Origin of the sequence: Brachybacterium sp. FME24 (genome assembly GCF_014897705.1) — a bacterium.
Taxonomy (GTDB): domain Bacteria; phylum Actinomycetota; class Actinomycetes; order Actinomycetales; family Dermabacteraceae; genus Brachybacterium.
Genome location: NZ_JABUXV010000015.1, coordinates 47,012 through 65,519 on the forward strand (window position 1 = coordinate 47,012; position 18,508 = coordinate 65,519).

The following is an 18,508-nucleotide window of genomic DNA, read 5'->3' on the forward strand; positions in this document are numbered from 1 at the left end:
AACAGGTCAGAACACCGTGATGGTGACGGTGGACCCCTTCTCGAGCTCGGACCCCGCCGCTGCCGACTGCTCGTAGACGAGACCGAAGACGGGTTCACCGCGATCGTGCTGCACGGTGACGGCGAATCCGGCGGCTTCGAGCGTCGCCTTCGCCTCGGCCTCCGGCGTCTGGAAGACGTCGGGGACCTTCACCATCTCCGGCCCCAGGGACGTCACCAGGGCGACGGAGTCCCCACGGTGACCGGTGCCGGAGGCGGGCGACTGGGAGATGACCGCTCCCGCAGGCACGCTGCCCGAGTGGGCCGAGGAGTCGGTCACCGTGAAGCCGGCGGCCTCCAGGGCACTGCGGGCGGAGTCACCGCTCTTCCCGGTCTGATCAGGGATCGTGATCGGCTGGCGGCCCTGGGAGACGACGACGTGCACCTCCCCGCCCGCCGGCAGTGCCTCGGCCTCCTGGGACTGATCGATGATCTCGCCGGCGGGGATCGACTCCGAGTATTCGGCGTCGTCCTCCACGAGCTGCAGGCCCTGGTCCTCGACAGCCGCCGTGGCCGCGTCGAGATCCAGGCCGACGAGATCGGGGACGGGGAAGGTCTGGACCCCCTTGGAGACCACGAGCTGGACGCTGGTCCCCTTCTTCACAGTCGTCCCTGTGCCGGGGCTCGCGGCGATGATGTGTCCGTCCGGGACGGTCTCGTCGAACCGCTCCTCGGTGCGAATGGTGAGACCGGAGGAGGCCAGCACCGCCTCGGCGTCGGTCAGCTGGGTCCCGGTCAGCACAGGGATGGTGCGGTCTGCGCCGGGGCCCGTGTTGAGGTACCAGTCGCCTCCGGCCCAGGCGCCGGCGAGGAGCGCGGCGATCAGACTGAGCGTGGCGAGCATCGCGATCGGCCGTGAGCGACGTCGGGTACCCAGAGGCAGGTGACGGCCCCGGCGTGCCTTCGGCGCGCGCAGCACGACGGTCTGCGGTCCGGGATCGTCCTGCGTGCTCGAGTCGTCCGCGGCGGGGTCCGCCGGATCTGGCGCGACGTCACCGCTCCCGTCGACGACGACCGGGCCCTGGTCTCGGTGGTCGGGGTCGCCGTCCCTCGAGCCGTCGCCGGAGAGGCGGTCGTGGGCAGTCGCCTCGCCCTTGGTCGTGGTGAAGAGGTCGATGGGGAACGCGCGGGGGCCGTGACCCAGTTCGGCCACGACGTCCTCGAGGGGGGAGGTCAGGCGCGGGACGTCGGAGGTACTGCTGCCCTCACGCAGCTCGGGGCGGGCATCCAGAGCGGTGTCGGGCAAGGTCTCGGCGAGATCGCGCACCGCGCGCAGCAGGTCGTCCGCGGTCGCCGGGCGCTGCTCGACCGGGCGGGCGGCGGCCCAGGTGACCACCGAGTCGAGCTCGCGGGGGATGCCGGTGACCAGGGTGGAGGGCGCGGGGATGTCCTCGTGGACGTGCTGGAACGCGATATGGACCGGCTGCTCGCCGAGGAAGGGCTGGCGTCCGGTGAGCATCTCGAACAGCACGACGCCCAGTGAGTACAGATCGCTGCGCTCGTCGCTGTGTCCCCGGGTGACCACTTCGGGGCTGATGTACGCAACGGTGCCCAGAAGGGTCGCGCTGGCCGAGGAGTTGCTGGAGCCGATGGCACGGGCGAGGCCGAAGTCGGCGACCTTCACGACGCCGCTCACATCCCGAAGGATGTTCTCCGGCTTGATGTCGCGGTGGACGATCCCGGCGGCGTGCGCGGCTACCAGGGCTTCGAGAACCTGCGCCGTCACATCGAGCGTGTCGCGGACTGTGAGACGACCCTGTTCGGCGATCCGGGCACGCAGCGTCTCGCCGTCGATGAGCTCCATGGCGAGATAGATGCGGTCCTCGTCAGCGCCCTGATCGAAGACCCCGACCACGTTGCGGTGCGCGAGCCGGGCTGCGGCACGGGCTTCCCGGCCGAAGCGACGACGGAAGTCCTCGTCCATCGCGAGATGGGGATGCATGATCTTCAGCGCGACGACCCGGTCCAGGCGCTCATCGTGTCCACGGTGCACGGTCGCCATTCCGCCGCGCGCGATGGGCTCCTCGACCCGATACCGGTCGTCGAGGAGCAGGCTGATGCCGGGGGAAGTCGACGTAGCCGCGCTCACGTAGCCAATCTAGGCCGCTGGATCGTGCGGGCACCGGAGCGACACACTGACGGCGCAGTCCGGACTGTGAGGTTCGACGGGTCCGGGGCGGTCGGGCGGGTGCGCGTCGCGTCCCGGCATGGCACGCTTGCTCTGTGAACGCTCTCGAAGACCTCATCACCGACTGGCTGAACCTCCCCGACGTCGCCGAGCGACTGGACGTGGAGGTCTCGCGCGTGCGACGCCTCATCGACGAGGGGGAGCTGGTCTCGGTGCGCCGCGGCGATCCCGTCGTGCGCATGGTTCCCGCTGCGATGATCACCGACGACGGCATCGCTCCTCATCTGCAGGGCACCGTCACGCTCCTGCGGGACGGCGGCTTCGACGACATCGAACTGCTGACGTGGCTGTTCACCGAGGACGAGACTCTTCCGGGGCGTCCGATCGATCAGCTGCGCGCCGGTCAGCGCGGCGAGGTGCGCCGTCGCGCACAAGCCCTCGCCCTCTGACCAGGTCCGCGCCCGCTGATCTCACGCCCGCTGGTGCCATTCCCGCGGCATGACGGCGCGCTCAGGCTGCTGAGTCACCGATCGCTGGCGATCGTCGTCAGGCGGGCAGCGACTCGACGTCGGTGGCCAGCTCGGCAAGCGTTGCCAGGCCCGCACGGCCCAGATCTCCGATCTCCGTGGCGTGCTCCAGGAGTTCGCGTCCGACCCCGGCGCGCTCGCGCACCTCGTCCGCGACGGAGCGGACCGCGCCGGTGGAGACCATGAGGTCGTGGACGGTGGCGATCTGTTCCGGTGCGGCGTCGGCTCGTCCGATCGCGCGAGCGAGCACTCCACGACCGGCGTCGTCCGTGGCGGACTCCGTCCGCGCGAGCAGCACGGTGCGCTTCCCCTCGACGATGTCACCGCCGATCGGTTTACCGGTCTCGTCCTGATCGCCGACGACGCTGAGCAGGTCGTCACGCAGCTGGAAGGCAGTCCCCACCTCGATCGCCCACGCAGAGAGCAGATCGAGCGCGGAGTCGTCCGCGCCCATCAGCGCCGCCCCGAGGCGGACCGGGCGCAGGACCGTGTAGGGCACGGTCTTCCACCGGATCACGGACAGAGCCGCCTGCTCCGCATCGACCGAGGACGTGAATCCGCCGGCCTGGTGCAGGATGTCCAGGAACTGGCCGGACATGACCTCGGTGCGGAGGTCGTCGAACTCCCGGCGGGCCCGGATCGTGCACCCCGGATCCCCGTCGACGCCACCGGCAATCTGCTCGGCCCAGCTGAGAGCCAGATCGCCGAGCACGATCGCGACCGCGACACCGTAGTCCTCGGACGACCCGACGAGGTGGTCCCGTTCGTGTCGGGCGGCTGCGGAGATGTGGAGGGCAGGTCGGCCGCGGCGCATAGGGGAGTGGTCGATGACATCGTCGTGCATGAGAGCCGCGGCCTGGACCAGCTCGATCGCCACACCGCAGCGCGCGAGAGCATCCAGTTCCTGCGCCGTCGGTTCACGATCGAGCGCGGCCACCCCGCCCCAGAAGCAGAAGCGGGGGCGCAGCAGCTTGCCGCCGTCGAGATAGTGGCCCAGGGAGTCCACCAGGGTCGCCGTCTCGGGGGAGATCTCCGCGAGCTGCCGACGCCGACTCTCGAGCTCCTCCTGAGTGATCGCCTCCATCCGCTCGACCAGGAGCTCGTCGAGCTCACGCACGCGATCGCCGGTGGTCGGCGCTTGAGCTGAGGACATCGGTACTCCCTTTCCCACGGTCCCGTTGATCCTCGCATGTCCACCTGATCGAGCCTTGGGGTCACGGGCATCGTTCCTCCCCAGGGCGCCTTCGTCCCCAACTGCGCCACCCGGCACCCGCGAAGTCGGGCGGTGCTGGAGGGTCGATCTATGACGACGAACACATTTCCTGCCGGCCCCGACCGCCGACTCCTGCATGCCGACAATCCCTCCGAGCTCCTCGCCGAGACCAGGATCTGCCTGCGACAGATCCCCTCGGACTGCGTGATCATGATGGGGCACTGCGGCCACGGATCGCCCCCGATGGTCACGATCTCCCACCTCGCCGACCTGCTCGCACACGACGGACGGGATCACCTCGAGCACCACCTGGGCCTGATGCTCCGGCGCGGCAGCACCCGCGCCTACGCGCTGATCGTCCTTGGTGACGGTTACGAGGAGATCCCCGAGCAGCTCGTGGAGGACATGACGGTCATCACCGCGGGGCGGCTCCTCCTGACCACCTCCCAGCTCCTGCCCGAGCCGTTCCCTCTCGACGCCCTCTGGGTGGCGGGCAACGGGAGCTGCCGGCAGGTGATCCTCGGCGAGCGGGATCGTGAACGCGAGGAGGAGCGGATCCTGATCTCGCCGCCCCATCCGCTGCAGCCGTTCGCCGAGACCACCGCCGCCGCCAGTGAAGTGCTCACCGGGCGGCCGATCCCACAGGCCCCGAAGGAGGAGCCCGAGCTGTCGCAGATCGGTCGCTCCCTCGCCCTGTCGCGCACCGAGCTCAGCGACCCCCTCGATCCGGGGGAGCTGTTCGCGGACGCCCGGACCGCCCTCCGGAGGCTTCGCACCCCGCCTCGGGATCCCGCCGACCCGGGCTTCGTGACGGACTGTGAACACGTTGCCGCTCTCCTCTCCGCCGTCGCCGTCGACAGGCTCCACTGGGAGCTCCTGGCTCAATGCGTCGACCGTGGCAACTCCGGACGCATCGATCGTGACGAGCTGCTGCAGGTGCTCGCGCGCGATGGGAAATGGACCCCAGATCCCGATGTCTGTGCAGGTGGGAGCTGGTATGAAGCGATCGGAAGATTGCGCATCGTCGCGGCGGTCGCCGTCCCGGAGCTGCCGCCGCAGCAGCGCGGCATCGCGCGGGAGGCCTGGCGCGGACTGACAGCGATGCTCGTCCTGCTGAGCTGGTGGAATCACCGCTTCGCCACGGCGGGCGGTCTCGTCGACGAGCTCCGGGACCGCGAACCGGAGTCGACTCTGGCACCCTTGCTGGCACGAATGACCGACACGCCGATCTTCCCGGCCTGGTGGCCCAGCTCCTGACCCAGGCTCGCTGGCGGATGCCGCGTGGGGAAGCAGGGAGGAGGAGTTGCCGATGACTGTTCTCGGAGCTCTGCGCGGGGGCACCGCGGACGTCCCGTCGACTCCTGGGGTCGACTGCGATCCGCCTGGGCCCGCACAGTCAGTGCGGCCCCCGGCCGCTCCGGCGACGGACACCGGGGCCTGGCGACCCGAGCACGGGAACGGAGATCGCCGTTTCGCCGCTCTGGGTGCGGTGCCGCTCGAGAGCGGGGCCGTCCTCGAGGACGTCACGATGGCCTACGAGACCTGGGGAGTTCTCGATGCCGAGCGCAGCAACGCGGTACTCGTCCTGCACGCGCTGACCGGAGATTCCCACGTGCGCGGAGCTGCCAGTACGGCCCATGCGAGTCCTGGCTGGTGGGACGAGATGGTCGGGCCGGGTTGCCCGATCGACACCGATCGGTACTTCGTCATCGCCCCGAACATCCTGGGCGGCTGTCAGGGCACCACCGGTCCCAGCTCTGCTGCACCGGACGGTCGTCCCTGGGGCTCGCGTTTTCCGCTGGTGACCGTGCGTGACCAGGTCGAGGCGGAGCGCCGCCTGGGCGATCAGCTCGGGATCCGCCGGTGGTCCCTCGTGATCGGCGGTTCGATGGGAGGGATGCGGGCCATCGAATGGGCGGTCTCGCACCCGGAGGAGGTCCGCAGACTCGCGGTCATCGCCGCGTCGGCTCGTGCCACGGCCGACCAGATCGCCTGGAACAGTGCTCAGATCGCTGCCATCCGGGTCGATCCCGGTTTCCAGGGCGGGGACTACTACGACCAGCCCGGCAGTCAGGGCCCCCACCAGGGTCTGGGCATCGCGCGACGCATCGCGCACACGACCTACCGCACGGCGGCCGAGCTCGAGACCCGATTCGGGAACCAGGCGCAACCGGACGAGGACCCTTTCGACGGCCACGGCCGTCATCAGGTGACGAGCTACCTCGATCACCATGCCGGCAAGCTCTCGCGCCGCTTCGACGCCAACTCGTACCTGGTGCTCGCGCAGTCGATGAACACTCATGACGTGGGCCGCGGCCGCGGGGGCACCGCCGCCGCTCTGTCACGGGTGCGCGCCCGCACACTCGTGGTCGCCATCGACTCCGATCGGCTGTTCCCGCCCGATCTGGTGGCAGAGATGGTCCGGCATATCCCGCAGGCGCAATGGCACGTGGCCGCCTCCTCGATCGGCCACGATGCTTTCCTGCTCGCACACCCTGATCTCGACGAGTGGATCGGCGCCCTGCTGGATGGCTAAGCTGTACCGATCAGTCGACCGCCACCTGGAGTGGGGTCGCGGGAACCGTCCAGAGGGGGGAGCAGGCGCATGACCATCGTCGTGGGGTACTCACCGTCAGGACAGGGCATGGCAGCCCTGAAGGCAGCAGTCCGATCCGCGCGCCGCACCAAGGAGAGCTTGGTCGTCGCCTTCTACCAGTTCAACGACTCGGGAGACGGCCTCGCGGCACCATCCGAGGACGACGTCCGCACCGCGCTCGCCGCCGCCGACGCCGAAGGAGTCGATGTCACCCTGCGCAGCAGGTCCCTGCAGGACATCGGGGAGTTCCTCCTGACGGTGGTGGACGAGGTCTCTGCCACCCTGCTGGTGATCGGGCTGCGTCGGAAATCCCCCATCGGCAAGCTCAACCTCGGCGCTGCCGCTCGCCGTGTCGTGCTCGGCGCGCCCTGCCCGGTGCTCGCGGTGAAGGACGACCCCCGTGGCATCGAGGCCAGTAGGGCCGTCGGCACCTGACCGCTGCTGGCGCACAGCTCCCCAGGCGGGCCTGAGCCGGTCGACGCACGCTGTCTCGACCCTGTGGCGGCTCGGCTTCTGCGCGGTGGGAATAAGCGTGCGCTGTGGACGTTATACTGAACAGGCTTGACGGCACCGTGCCTTCGTGCGCCGTGATACCGGTTTGGACCGGGACAACGGTTGCCGCGCGGAGTCCGTGAGCCGCGCCGAGATGACTGATCGCCCGAGTGTGGCGGTGTACCCCAGGGGAGCACCGCCGGAAGAAGGAACTCTGTGACCTCCTCCAAGACCGCTGAGACCGCCACCGACACGACCGCCGAGACGGCCGCGTCCGAGGCGGACGCGCCCTCGAAGCGTTCCGCGTCGACCGCGACGAGCACGACCGCGAAGACCGGAACCGCCAAGCGCACCACTACCCGCAAGCCCGCGGAGACGTCGGCCGCGAGCGAGGAAGACGCCGCGACGACCGCGGCCCCTGCCGCCAAGAAGACGGCGGCGAAGAAGGCCCCGGCCAAGAAGACCGCGGCCACGAAGTCGGCTGCTGCCAAGGCCGCCGCCGCGTCGAAGGACGCGGAAGAAGAGGTCGAGGAAGAGACCGACGAGACCGAGAAGAAGAAGGAGACCTCGGAGACCGACGCCAAGGTCGAGGCCTCCGGCGGTTTCGTGTTCAACGCCGCAGAGGATGACGCCCCGGCCCAGCAGGTCGTCACCGCAGGTGCGACCGCGGATCCCGTCAAGGACTACCTCAAGCAGATCGGCAAGGTCGCACTGCTCAATGCGGCCCAGGAGGTCGAGCTCGCCGAGCGCATCGAGGCCGGCCTGTACGCCGAGCAGAAGATCAAGGCCGACGAGTCCATGGTCAAGACCAAGCCCGGTCGCGAACTTGCGATGATCACCGAGGACGGCCGCGCTGCCAAGGATCACCTGCTCGAGGCCAACCTGCGCCTGGTGGTCTCCCTCGCCAAGCGCTACACCGGGCGCGGCATGCTCTTCCTGGACCTCATCCAGGAAGGCAACCTCGGTCTGATCCGCGCCGTGGAGAAGTTCGACTACTCCAAGGGCTACAAGTTCTCGACCTACGCCACGTGGTGGATCCGCCAGGCCATCACCCGCGCCATGGCCGACCAGGCCCGCACCATCCGTATCCCGGTGCACATGGTCGAGGTCATCAACAAGCTCGCCCGGGTCCAGCGACAGATGCTGCAGGACCTCGGGCGTGAGCCCACCCCAGAGGAGCTCGCCAAGGAGCTGGACATGACGCCCGAGAAGGTCGTCGAGGTCCAGAAGTACGGTCGCGAGCCGATCTCCCTGCACACTCCGCTGGGCGAGGACGGAGACAGCGAGTTCGGCGACCTCATCGAGGACTCCGAGGCCGTCGTCCCCGCCGACGCCGTGAGCTTCACGCTCCTGCAGGAGCAGCTCCACTCGGTGCTGGACACCCTCTCCGAGCGGGAGGCCGGAGTGGTCTCCATGCGCTTCGGCCTCGAGGACGGTCAGCCCAAGACCCTCGACGAGATCGGCAAGGTCTACGGCGTGACGCGCGAGCGGATCCGCCAGATCGAGTCCAAGACGATGTCGAAGCTGCGTCACCCCTCGCGTTCGCAGGTACTCCGGGACTACCTCGACTGAGGATGACCTGGTAGGTGCTCCCCGACGGCGCCGGACACCCTGTGAGGGGTTCCGGCGCCGTCTGCGTGGTCCGCGCGGCCGGTGCACCGGGCCTTCGGGCCTGTGATCCGCGAGAGGACTCAGGGACAGGCGCAGACACGGATGTAGACACAGACGAGGGTGCCCACCAGCTGGTGGGCACCCTCGGATGCATCGGGAGGCCTGGTGGCCGAGGACTCAGTCCTCGACCAGCTCGGGCTTCGCGTGGAGTCGATCGGTCTCGTCGATGACCTCGGACGCGACGTCGTGGAGGGCATCCTGGTGGGCGCGGGCGTGATGGGCGCAGAACATCAGTTCGCCGCCGGCTTCCAGGAGCACCTTGACGTACGCCTGGGCACCGCAGCGGTCGCAGCGGTCGTGCGCGGTCAGCCGGGGGGCTTCAAGAGTCAGGTTCATAGGTCTTTTCTAGCATCAGACGCGCCATGGGGGGAGATCTACGTGCCCTGGTTCGCTGGCGGCGCAACGGACGTGTGAGCGGAGCCGCAATGCGCTGATATGACGCCTCGGACCCGTAGGATCCGAAGGGTGTCTACCTCCACCACGTCGAAGAAGTCCGCGTACGGCGCACACAACCTCCAGGTCCTCGAGGGGCTCGAGGCGGTTCGCAAGCGTCCGGGCATGTATGTCGGTTCCACGGATTCCCGCGGTCTCATGCATTGCCTCTGGGAGATCCTCGACAATGCGGTCGACGAAGCGCTCGGCGGCGACGGTGACGCGATCGCGGTGATCCTGCACCCCGATGCCTCCGTCGAGGTGCGCGACACCGGCCGCGGCATCCCCGTCGACACCGAGCCGCGCACCGGACTGACCGGTGTCGAGGTGGTGTTCACCAAGCTCCATGCCGGCGGCAAGTTCGGCGGTGGCTCCTATGCGGCCTCCGGCGGCCTCCATGGCGTCGGCGCGAGCGTCGTCAACGCCCTCTCCGGGCGTCTCGACGTCGAGGTCGACCGCGCCGGCAAGACGTACGCGATGAGCTTCAAGCGCGGCCATCCGGGAATCTTCGAGGACGGCGACCACCCTGATCCCGAGTCCCACTTCGTCCCCGCAGCGGGACCCGGCGAGCTGCGCGTCATCGGGAAGGTGAAGCGCGGGGTCTCCGGCACTCGGGTGCGGTACTGGGCAGACCCGCAGATCTTCATCAAGGGCTCCCACTTCTCCCTCGACGATCTCAGTCGCCGTGCCCGTCAGACGGCCTTCCTGGTCCCCGGCCTGCAGATCTCGGTCACCGACCACCGGCCGGAGGCGTCGCCCGACCAGCCCGCCACCCGCGCGTACAAGTACGACGGCGGCATCAGCGAATTCGTCGAGTACCTCGCACAGGACGAGAGGATCACCGACGTGATCCGCCTCCAGGGCTCGGGCGACTACACCGAGACGATCCCGGTGCTCGACAAGAACGGCCACATGGTCTCCACCGACGTGGCCCGTTCCTGTGAGGTCGACATCGCTCTGCGATGGGGCGCGGACTACGACTCGACCCTGCGTTCCTTCGTGAACATCGTGGCCACGCCCAAGGGTGGAACCCACGTCACCGGCTTCGAGCAGGCGCTGGTCAAGACCATGCGCAAGCAGGTCGAGAATCAGGCCCGACGGCTGAAGTTCAACACCAAGAACGAGAAGATCGAGAAGGACGACACGCTTGCCGGTCTCACCGCGGTCGTGAGCGTGCGCATCGAAGAGCCGCAGTTCGAGGGCCAGACCAAAGAGGTGCTCGGCACCCCCGCGATCAGGGCGATCGTCGGCAAGGTCGTCGAGCAGCGACTGACCGACTTCCTCACCTCCCCCAAGAAGGGGGAGAAGGAGCAGGCAGCACTGGTCGTCGACAAGGTGGTCTCCGAGATGCGCGCCCGCATCGCCGCGCGCATGCACAAGGAGGTCTCACGTCGCAAGAACGCCTTGGAATCCTCCACCATGCCCACCAAGCTCGCCGATTGCCGCACCCATGACGTCGATCGCTCCGAGCTGTTCATCGTCGAGGGCGACAGCGCACTGGGCACCGCGAAGAACGCGCGCTCCTCGGAGTTCCAGGCGCTGCTGCCCATCCGCGGCAAGATCCTCAATGTCCAGAAGGCGTCCATCACGGACATGCTGAAGAACACCGAGTGCGCGGCGATCATCCAGGTCATCGGCGCGGGCTCCGGGCGCACCTTCGATCTCGAAGCAGCACGCTACGGCAAGATCATCATGATGACCGACGCCGACGTCGACGGCGCCCACATCCGTACTCTGCTGCTGACCTTGTTCCACCGCTACATGCGGCCGTTGGTCGAGGCCGGGCGGGTCTATGCCGCCGTGCCGCCGCTGCACCGCGTGGAGATCATCCACAGCGGCTCGAAGAAGAACGAGTACGTGTACACGTACTCCGAGACCGAGCTGGACAAGCTGCTCAAGAGCCTCGAGCGCCGCAACAAGCGCTACAAGGAGCCGATACAGCGCTACAAGGGGCTGGGTGAGATGGATGCCGATCAGCTGGCTGATACCACCATGGATCCCGGTCATCGGACTCTGCGCCGGGTGCGCATCGAGGATGCGGAGGCCGCGAGCGCCGTGTTCGAGCTCCTGATGGGCTCCGAGGTCGCCCCGCGCAAACAGTTCATCATCGAAGGGGCCGAGGAGCTCGACCTGGAGAGGATCGACGCATGAGTGTCGCCGTCCGCGTGATCCCCTGCCTGGACGTCGACGCCGGCCGCGTCGTCAAGGGCGTCAACTTCCAGGGTCTGCGCGATGCGGGCGATCCCGTCGAGCTGGCAGGGCGGTACGGCGCCGAGGGCGCCGACGAGCTCACCTTCCTCGACGTCACCGCCTCCTCCGGCGGGCGCGAGACCATGATCGACGTGGTGCGCCGTACGGCCGAGCAGATCTTCATCCCGCTCACCGTCGGCGGCGGTGTGCGCTCGGTGGGCGACGTCGACCAGCTGCTGCGGGCCGGTGCCGACAAGTGCGGAGTCAATACCGCCGCCATCGCCCGCCCCGAACTGATCAGCGAGATCTCCCGGCGCTTCGGCAACCAGGTGCTCGTGCTCTCGATCGATGCCCGACGCGTCACCGAGGACACCCCGGAGGGCACGGCCCGTTCCGGCTCGGGGTTCGAGGTCACCACACACGGCGGCCGTCGCGGCACCGGGATCGACGCGATCACGTGGATCCGAGAAGTCACCGAGCGGGGTGCGGGGGAGATCCTGCTGAACTCGATGGATGCCGATGGCACCGAGAAGGGCTTCGACCTCGAGCTGATCCGTCTCGCGCGTGGGGCCACGAATCTGCCGCTGATCGCTTCCGGAGGCGCCGGCCGGCCCTCTGACTTCCCGCCGGCGGTGCATGCGGGGGCGGACGCCGTCCTCGCCGCGAGCGTCTTCCATTTCCAGCAGATGACGATCGCCGAGGCGAAGCACGCCATGGCGGCCGACGGCATCACCGTGCGGTGAGCGCACCTCTCTCGGTCGCCTCCCCTGAGCACGCGCCGCGGCGCTCGTGGGCGCAGAGGGCCGCCATCGTGGTCGTCGCGGGCCTCGTGGCGATCGCCCTCAGCGCTGGATGGCTGCTCTGGGACAATCGCCGCCTCGATGTGACCAGCTATGAGGTTCCCGTGCCTCAGCTCCCGGAAGCGGTCGATGGGCTGCGCATCGCCCAGGTCTCCGACCTGCACGCCGCCTCCTTCGGCAGTTTCCCGGATCGTCTCGTCACGGCCGTAGAGGCTGCGCAGCCGGACCTCGTCGCGGTCACCGGCGATCTGATCGATATCCGCACCGTCGAGCTCGACGGGGTGCTCGCCGTGATGAGGCAGCTCCAGCAGATCGCGCCGACGTACTTCGTGCTGGGGAACCACGAGGCGGAATCCGTGCTCCGGGGTGAACTGCTCTCCGGTCTGGAGGATCTCGGGGTCGTCATCCTTCGCGACGAGGCGGTCACCGAGGAGATCGCCGGCTCATCCATCACCCTCGTCGGGCTCGATGACCCCCGTGTCGACCTTTCGGCGGGCCGGGATGCCAAGAGTCCGCGCGAGATCCTGAGCGGACTGGAACTGCCCGAGGGGCGAGCGACGATACTCCTCGCGCATCGTCCCGAACTGCTCGACGACTATGCCGGAACGGGTATCGACCTGGTGCTGGCGGGCCATGCCCACGGCGGCCAGGTGCGCGTCCCCGGCATCGGCGCTCTGTTCGCATCGCACCAGGGCTGGTTCCCCGAGCTCACCGAGGGGGTGCATTCCCGGGGCGAGACTTCCCTGGTCATCAGCCGCGGTCTCGGCAACAGCATTGCCGGCGTGCGCGTGAACAACCCGCGCGAGCTCATCGTGGTGGATCTGCGCACCGCGTGATGCCCCGGCCTGCGGACCAGGACATCACGCGTGACGGGGCCGAAACCTGCTGACGGAGCTTCTCACCGGCGCAGGAAGCCGGTGCTGATCAGTGCGCGCTGGAAGGCGAGCTCGGTCTCGCGAAGTGCCTGCTCGGCGGCCTGACGGCGTCGAGCCTGGTCGATTGCTCGCCGCCGGGCAGAGACGCGGCGCCGAGCTGTCGGGAGCGCCTCAGAAGTCTCGTCGATCGACGTTGCGCTGCGGTCCCGGGCCGAGGTGGCGGCGGGAGGTGACGCCGTGCTCAGGGAGCCAGCGAGCGGCGCAGTGAGAGCATTCGTGTCGGTGGTGGTCATGGTGGTGGGTGTCGTGCTGTCGCGGGTCGTGCTCGCGGACATGGTGCGGCTCCTGGAAAGAGGGTGGGATCAGTCTTCTCGGCACGACGGACAGGACCTGTCCGCGATGTCGGAGGGCGTCAGGGAGCGCTCGATCGGGATCGAGTAGGTCGCCGTGACGAGGCGTGCCGGTGGGTGGTGGCCTATCCGGCGGTGCGCGCAGCGGGTTCCGGTGTCAGGGGGCCCAGTCGCCGCTGTGGGGGCCTATGCGGCGCTGCCGGCAGCGCCGCGGCCCTCACCGGCCGCTGGTGCGTCCACGGTCGATCCGTGGTGCCGGACGAGGGAGACGACGGTGGCGACCGGCGCCGCGGCCGCGCAGGCCGGGTTCGGGGTCGTGTGCATCTCCATACGGACAGTCGACCATCCCGGTGACCGGGCGCACAAGTGAATATCCTTCCCGCGGTCCCGGGCCGTGCCGATCCCGGCCACAGCTGGCCCCGGCTCTCGCGGATGTCTGCCCAGTTGGTCTCGGGCGCAGTGAGAGCACGGGCGTCGCCGCCGCTCCGACGGCGAGGACCCGGCCTCGCCCTCGGCAGGGCGGGACCGGGTCCTCGACGGGTGCACCGCGGCGCGCGGAGCTCAGAGGCTCACGCGGAGGTCAGTGCTCGATGCGGTAGGTGGCACCGAGGGTGTGGGATTCTCCGGGCTCGAGCGCGACGAAGCGGTCCTTCGCGACTGCCGGTTCGAGGCACACGAACTCGGTCCACGAGGCGTCGGGGATGTCTGCCATGGAGGTCACGAGCTCGTCCCACGGGTTCCAGACGACGGTCTTGGCGGTGCCCCGTGGGGTGGAGATGATTCGACGGGAGCCCACCTCGTCGACGATGACAACCTCTCCGTGCGCGTCCACGATCCGGTCGGTGGAGCCGGTCAGGCGCAGCGGTTCGCTCCCGAGCACATCGGCGGCGAGGCCGCGGGTGTTGTCGAGGTAGGGCGCGTTCTCGAGGCCCTCGATCGCGATCCGGCGCACGTCGCCGACCGCGAGATACGTGTGCAGCGCCGCCTCGAGCTCGAGCGGCTCCGCCCCGGCGGTGATCGTCACGTCCACGCAGAGCTCGGAGCCGATCCGGACGACCGCAGTCGCCGTCAGCTTCGCGGCGTCCTTCGGAGTCATCAGCTCCAGGACCACGTCCTGACCCTCGAGCGAGGCAGCGGTGAGTTCCCAGCGCACATTGCGCAGCCAGCCGTGCTTGACCGTCATGTCTCCCTCGCGTCCGGGGCCGAACCACGGGCCGATCACCGGGATGCCCCCGCGGATGGCCTCACCCGCGCCGAAGGCCGAGTCGGGGCTCAACCACAGCAGATCGGACTCTCCGGCAGGGACCCAGCTGGTCAGATGCGCGCCGTCGAGGTGGAGTACGCCGCGGGCGGCCGGGACGTCGATCACGAGCACGTCGGCGCCGCGGACCTCCTCGAGGGTGACGCCATCGGGCAGCGTGGGCATGGATGCATCGGTGCGAGCAGTGTTCATGTCTCTCATCGTTGCACGGGCGAGGGGTGCATCGACGGCAGCATTCACTCTGTTGCCGTGCCGGCTGTTCCCGAGTCCTGGGGGGTGACGTCCCCACCGCTCAGTGCCTCGGGCTCGACTTCCGCGGTGCCCTCTCCCGCTGCGGAGACGGCGCGGATGAGCAGCAGCAGCCAGACGTAGACGGTCGCCGCCGCTCCCATCTCGAAGGCGGTCATGTTCAGGTATCCGACGCCCTCGAACAGGACGATCAGCATCACGAGGATCGCGAACGCGAGACCGGTGAAGACGAGCAGTCCGCCCGGGAGGCGATGAAGCAGCACCGGGAAGACGATCAGGGCCAGGCCGAACACCACCACGAGAGATTCGGCGGCGACGTTGTGCCAGTACTCGCTGACGTTCAGGGAGATCACCGCGACCAGCACCAGGAGCAGACCGAGCACCACCAGGGTCCCGCGCACCACCTGGACCTTCCACCACGGCTCGCCGGCCGCGCGGGCCCAGCGGCCCAGATCATGGGCGAGGAAGTCCCCGACGGTCACGAAGGCGAGGCCGGTCAGCGCCAGGGTGAGGTTGAAGGTGGTGCCGGCGCGGTCCGAGCTCGCGCCGAGCTGCGAGAAGAACCGCTGCCACCAGGACGGGTCCGGGGCGAGCAGGGCGGCCGCGAGCACTCCCACGGTCAGGAAGACCATGAGCAGAGTGGCGAGGGATCGACCGTTCAGGGCCGCGGCGCTCGCCCCGACGACATACGCCCAGATACCGGTCGTCACGCTCACCCAGAAGGTGCCCGCGAACCGATCCAGCGCCACCCCGAGGAACGCCTGCTGCAGCACGGCGAACATCGCGCTCGTCAGGAGGAAGGCGAGAACCGCGTACACCAGGGCCGGCCCGGTGATCGCGAGGGCCCGACGCCACCACGGGATCTTCCGCATCCAGGGATGGCGCCGCGGGGTGAGGACGAGGAGTGCACCGGTTCCGACCAGGCCCGAGGTGACCAGGGCGGACACGCCGGCCACCTGGCCGATGGAGCCTTCACCGGACAGGGGAGCGGTGCCGCGCAGGGCGATCAGTCCGACCAGGAGACCTGCTGTCGCACCGGCGATGCCGAGCGCGAGGGTGATGCTCTCCGAGCGCGTCGAGGGCGTCGGCCCGCGGCGCGCACGAGTGCGGAGCACGGGAGGCGTGCTCCCTGGTCCGGACATGGGACTCGTGGCCGGCCAGGTCAGCCGACGGCAGCGATCGGCACCGCGACCGGGGTGCCCGAGCCGTCCCGTCGTCCGGTGGGTTCGGGCAGATCGATCGGTTGGCCGGCCTCGGAGGAGGCACGTGCCGGATGCGGGACCACCCAGCCGCCGATCAGCGTGTCCTCTCCGCGCAGGAATCGGTGGCACCGCATTCCGGCGGTGGCGCGACCCTTGGCGGGATACTCCGTCAGCGGGCTCACCTTGAGCGAGCCGGTCTGGAGCAGCGGAAGGGCGTCGGAACTGCCGGAGACGGTCACGACGTCCGCCGGGGAGGTGACGTCGACCGCCCCGAAGGAGATCACCTGCGAGTCGTCTGCGAGCTTGATCCCTGCGACGCCGCCGGCGCCGCGCCCCTGCGGGCGGACTCCGGAGGAGGGGAAGTGCAGCAGCTGGGCATCAGAGGTGACGAAGACGAGATCCAGGTCGGTGTCGTCCTCGAGATCGACCACACCGACCACCGCGTCGCCGTCCTTGAGCGCGATGATCTCGAACCCGTCGGACTTCGGGAAATCGAGTTGGACCCGCTTCACCACGCCCTGCCGGGTGCCGAGCGCGACCGCCCCTCCCCGGGCGACGTCCGCCTCGGCGAGGCGGATCACCCCCAGGGCGCGCTCGTCGCGCCCGAGATCGATGAGGTCGGCCAAGCGGGTGCCTCCCGCCAGGGACGGCGCCCCGGCGGTCGGTGCCAGCGAGGGAAGGTCCACCACGGACAGGTGCAGCACCCGGCCGCGGTCGGTGACGACACCGACGGTGGAGCGGGTCGAGGTCTGCACTCCAGCGAGGATCACGTCGTGCGACCCGCGGGGTCCTTCCCGCAGCAGCGGGCCCTCGCCGGCGACGCGCGCCACCAGCCCGGTGCCGGTCAGCAGCACGCCACAGGGCTCGTCGGCGACCTCGAGAGAGCCTCCGGCGGTGACGACGGGCTGATCGGCGGCCTCCAGTAGCACGGTGCGACGTGAGTCCCCGTGCTGGGCGGCGACCGCTGCGAGCTCGTCGGACACGAGCGTGCGCAGCACGGAGTCGGAGCCCAGGATCTCCTCGAGCTCCTCGATCTCGCGGCGCAGCTCGTCGCGCTCTCCCTCGAGCTCGACCTGGGAGAAACGGGTCAGGCGCCGCAGCCGCAGCTCGAGGATGTACTCGGCTTGCAGGTGGGACAGGTCGAACACGCCCATCAGGCGGGTGCGGGCGGACTCCGCGTCGTCGCTGGAGCGCACGATCTGGATGACTTCATCGATGTCGAGGATCGCGAGGAGGAGGCCTTCGACCAGGTGCAGACGGGCCTTGCGCTTGGCCAGCCGGTGCTCGGTGCGGCGGCGTACGACCTTCAGCCGGTGCTCGACGAACACCTCGAGCATCTGCTTCAGGCCCAGGGTGCGCGGCTGCCCCTCGACGAGCGCGACGTTGTTGATCCCGAAGGACTCCTCCAGCGGCGTGTACTTGTACAGCTGCTGGAGCACCGCTTCGGGGTCGTAGCCCGATTTCACGGTCATCACCAGGCGCAGACCGTGATGACGGTCGGTGAGGTCCTGATAGTCGGTGATGCCCTGGACCCGCTTGGCCTGCACCGCATCGCGCAGCTTCTCGGCGACCTTCTCGGGGCCGACCTGGTAAGGGAGCTCCGTGACGACGATGCCCTTGCGGCGTGAGGTGATGTTCTCGACGCGGGTGGTGGCGCGCATCTTGAACGAGCCGCGACCGGTGCGGTACGCATCGCGGATGCCCTCCAGCCCGACGATCCTGCCGCCCGTGGGGAGGTCGGGGCCGGGGACGAAGCGCATGAGAGCCTCGAGCTCCGCGTCGGGATGCTCGATCAGGTGGCGCGCAGCGGCGATGGTCTCGACCAGGTTGTGGGGCGCCATGTTCGTGGCCATCCCGACGGCGATCCCGGAGGCCCCATTGACCAGAAGGTTCGGGTACTGGGCGGGGAGGACCTCGGGCTGGATGAGCTGATTGTCGTAGTTCGGCACCATGTCCACGACGTCCTCGTCCAGCGAGTCCGTCATCAGCAGGGCCGCTCCGGCAGGTCGCGCCTCGGTGTACCGGGGAGCGGCAGGGCCGTTGTCCAGGGAGCCGAAGTTGCCGTGCCCGTCCACCAGCGGCATCCGCATGTTGAAGCTCTGCGCCATGCGCACCAGGGCGTCATAGATCGCGGTGTCGCCATGGGGGTGGAGCTTGCCCATCACCTCGCCCACCACGCGCTGGCTCTTCACGTGCCCACGATCGGGGCGCAGCCCCATGTCGGCCATCATGTAGAGGATGCGCCGTTGGACCGGTTTCAGGCCGTCCCGGGCATCGGGCAGCGCCCGGGAATAGATCACGGAGTACGCGTACTCGAGGAACGACGTCTCCATCTCACTGGTGACGTCGATATCGACGATCGTCTCGTCGACGGCGTCGTCCCCGGCGGGCGGCTGGGTGCTTCGTGATCGGGCCATGAGGGACATCATGGCGCATGACCGGCCACGATCCCGGGAACCGGCGCCCCGACGGGACGTGAATCCC

General features: G+C 69.1%; 16 protein-coding genes. 8 read left to right on the forward strand and 8 right to left on the reverse strand.

All coding sequences use genetic code 11. From position 1 onward, the window contains the following. Positions 1-6 precede the first annotated feature (6 nt). A complete protein-coding gene (locus INT51_RS16395; RefSeq protein WP_193106414.1) occupies positions 7-2,127 on the reverse strand; it encodes a Stk1 family PASTA domain-containing Ser/Thr kinase in 2,121 nt (706 codons plus the stop codon). Between the two features lie 134 nt (positions 2,128-2,261). Here INT51_RS16395 and INT51_RS16400 point away from each other — a divergent pair, with 134 nt between their 5' ends. After that, positions 2,262-2,615 (forward strand): Rv2175c family DNA-binding protein, encoded by a 354-nt coding sequence (locus INT51_RS16400; RefSeq protein WP_193106415.1) that lies wholly within the window; start codon positions 2,262-2,264, stop codon positions 2,613-2,615. A 97-nt stretch (positions 2,616-2,712) separates the two neighbouring features. On the opposite strand, the gene INT51_RS16405 is transcribed toward INT51_RS16400, so the two are convergent. Further along, a complete protein-coding gene (locus tag INT51_RS16405; protein WP_193106416.1) occupies positions 2,713-3,846 on the reverse strand; it encodes a polyprenyl synthetase family protein in 1,134 nt (377 codons plus the stop codon). 150 nt (positions 3,847-3,996) lie between these two features. Between INT51_RS16405 and INT51_RS16410 the strand changes: the two genes are divergently transcribed. The 4 genes from INT51_RS16410 to INT51_RS16425 all read left to right on the forward strand — a co-directional run bounded on the left by INT51_RS16410 (position 3,997) and on the right by INT51_RS16425 (position 8,566). Then, positions 3,997-5,163 (forward strand): hypothetical protein, encoded by a 1,167-nt coding sequence (locus tag INT51_RS16410; RefSeq protein WP_193106417.1) that lies wholly within the window; start codon positions 3,997-3,999, stop codon positions 5,161-5,163. Positions 5,164-5,215: 52 nt separating this feature from the next. Continuing rightward, positions 5,216-6,442, forward strand: a complete 1,227-nt coding sequence (locus INT51_RS16415; RefSeq protein ID WP_193106418.1) for a homoserine O-acetyltransferase — start codon at positions 5,216-5,218, stop codon at positions 6,440-6,442. 69 nt (positions 6,443-6,511) lie between these two features. Then, positions 6,512-6,937 carry a universal stress protein gene (locus tag INT51_RS16420; protein WP_193106419.1) on the forward strand — a complete coding sequence of 142 codons (426 nt, stop codon included), beginning with the start codon at positions 6,512-6,514 and terminating at the stop codon, positions 6,935-6,937. A 273-nt stretch (positions 6,938-7,210) separates the two neighbouring features. Next, a complete protein-coding gene (locus INT51_RS16425) occupies positions 7,211-8,566 on the forward strand; it encodes an RNA polymerase sigma factor (protein ID WP_193106420.1) in 1,356 nt (451 codons plus the stop codon). 216 nt (positions 8,567-8,782) lie between these two features. Here INT51_RS16425 and INT51_RS16430 read toward each other — a convergent pair whose 3' ends face one another. Next, positions 8,783-9,001 (reverse strand): hypothetical protein, encoded by a 219-nt coding sequence (locus tag INT51_RS16430; protein ID WP_193106421.1) that lies wholly within the window; start codon positions 8,999-9,001, stop codon positions 8,783-8,785. A gap of 99 nt (positions 9,002-9,100) precedes the next feature. Here INT51_RS16430 and INT51_RS16435 point away from each other — a divergent pair, with 99 nt between their 5' ends. Genes INT51_RS16435 through INT51_RS16445 form a run of 3 tightly spaced genes read left to right on the forward strand, consistent with a single transcriptional unit; the run spans position 9,101 to position 12,923 of the window. Further along, positions 9,101-11,248 (forward strand): DNA topoisomerase IV subunit B, encoded by a 2,148-nt coding sequence (locus INT51_RS16435; protein WP_226985820.1) that lies wholly within the window; start codon positions 9,101-9,103, stop codon positions 11,246-11,248. Beyond that, entirely contained in the window at positions 11,245-12,030 is a 786-nt protein-coding gene (hisF, locus tag INT51_RS16440) for an imidazole glycerol phosphate synthase subunit HisF (protein WP_193106423.1), read from the forward strand. The genes INT51_RS16435 and hisF overlap by 4 nt, the downstream gene beginning before the upstream one ends. Then, positions 12,027-12,923, forward strand: coding sequence for a metallophosphoesterase (locus INT51_RS16445; RefSeq protein ID WP_193106424.1), 897 nt, complete (start codon positions 12,027-12,029; stop codon positions 12,921-12,923). Before hisF ends, INT51_RS16445 begins: the two co-directional genes overlap by 4 nt. Before the next feature lie 62 nt (positions 12,924-12,985). Here the strand turns inward: INT51_RS16445 and INT51_RS16450 are convergent, their stop codons facing one another. The 5 genes from INT51_RS16450 to INT51_RS16470 form a co-directional block, all read right to left on the reverse strand. After that, the gene (locus INT51_RS16450; protein WP_193106425.1) at positions 12,986-13,297 is read right to left on the reverse strand and encodes a hypothetical protein; all 312 of its coding nucleotides are present in this window, start codon (positions 13,295-13,297) and stop codon (positions 12,986-12,988) included. A gap of 201 nt (positions 13,298-13,498) precedes the next feature. Continuing rightward, positions 13,499-13,642 carry a hypothetical protein gene (locus INT51_RS16455; protein WP_193106426.1) on the reverse strand — a complete coding sequence of 48 codons (144 nt, stop codon included), beginning with the start codon at positions 13,640-13,642 and terminating at the stop codon, positions 13,499-13,501. Positions 13,643-13,892: 250 nt separating this feature from the next. Continuing rightward, entirely contained in the window at positions 13,893-14,765 is an 873-nt protein-coding gene (locus INT51_RS16460; protein ID WP_193106427.1) for a D-hexose-6-phosphate mutarotase, read from the reverse strand. A 44-nt stretch (positions 14,766-14,809) separates the two neighbouring features. Next, positions 14,810-15,937, reverse strand: coding sequence for a hypothetical protein (locus INT51_RS16465; RefSeq protein WP_193106428.1), 1,128 nt, complete (start codon positions 15,935-15,937; stop codon positions 14,810-14,812). A gap of 47 nt (positions 15,938-15,984) precedes the next feature. After that, a complete protein-coding gene (locus INT51_RS16470) occupies positions 15,985-18,441 on the reverse strand; it encodes a DNA topoisomerase (ATP-hydrolyzing) subunit A (RefSeq protein ID WP_193106429.1) in 2,457 nt (818 codons plus the stop codon). Between the last annotated feature and the right edge of the window lie 67 nt (positions 18,442-18,508).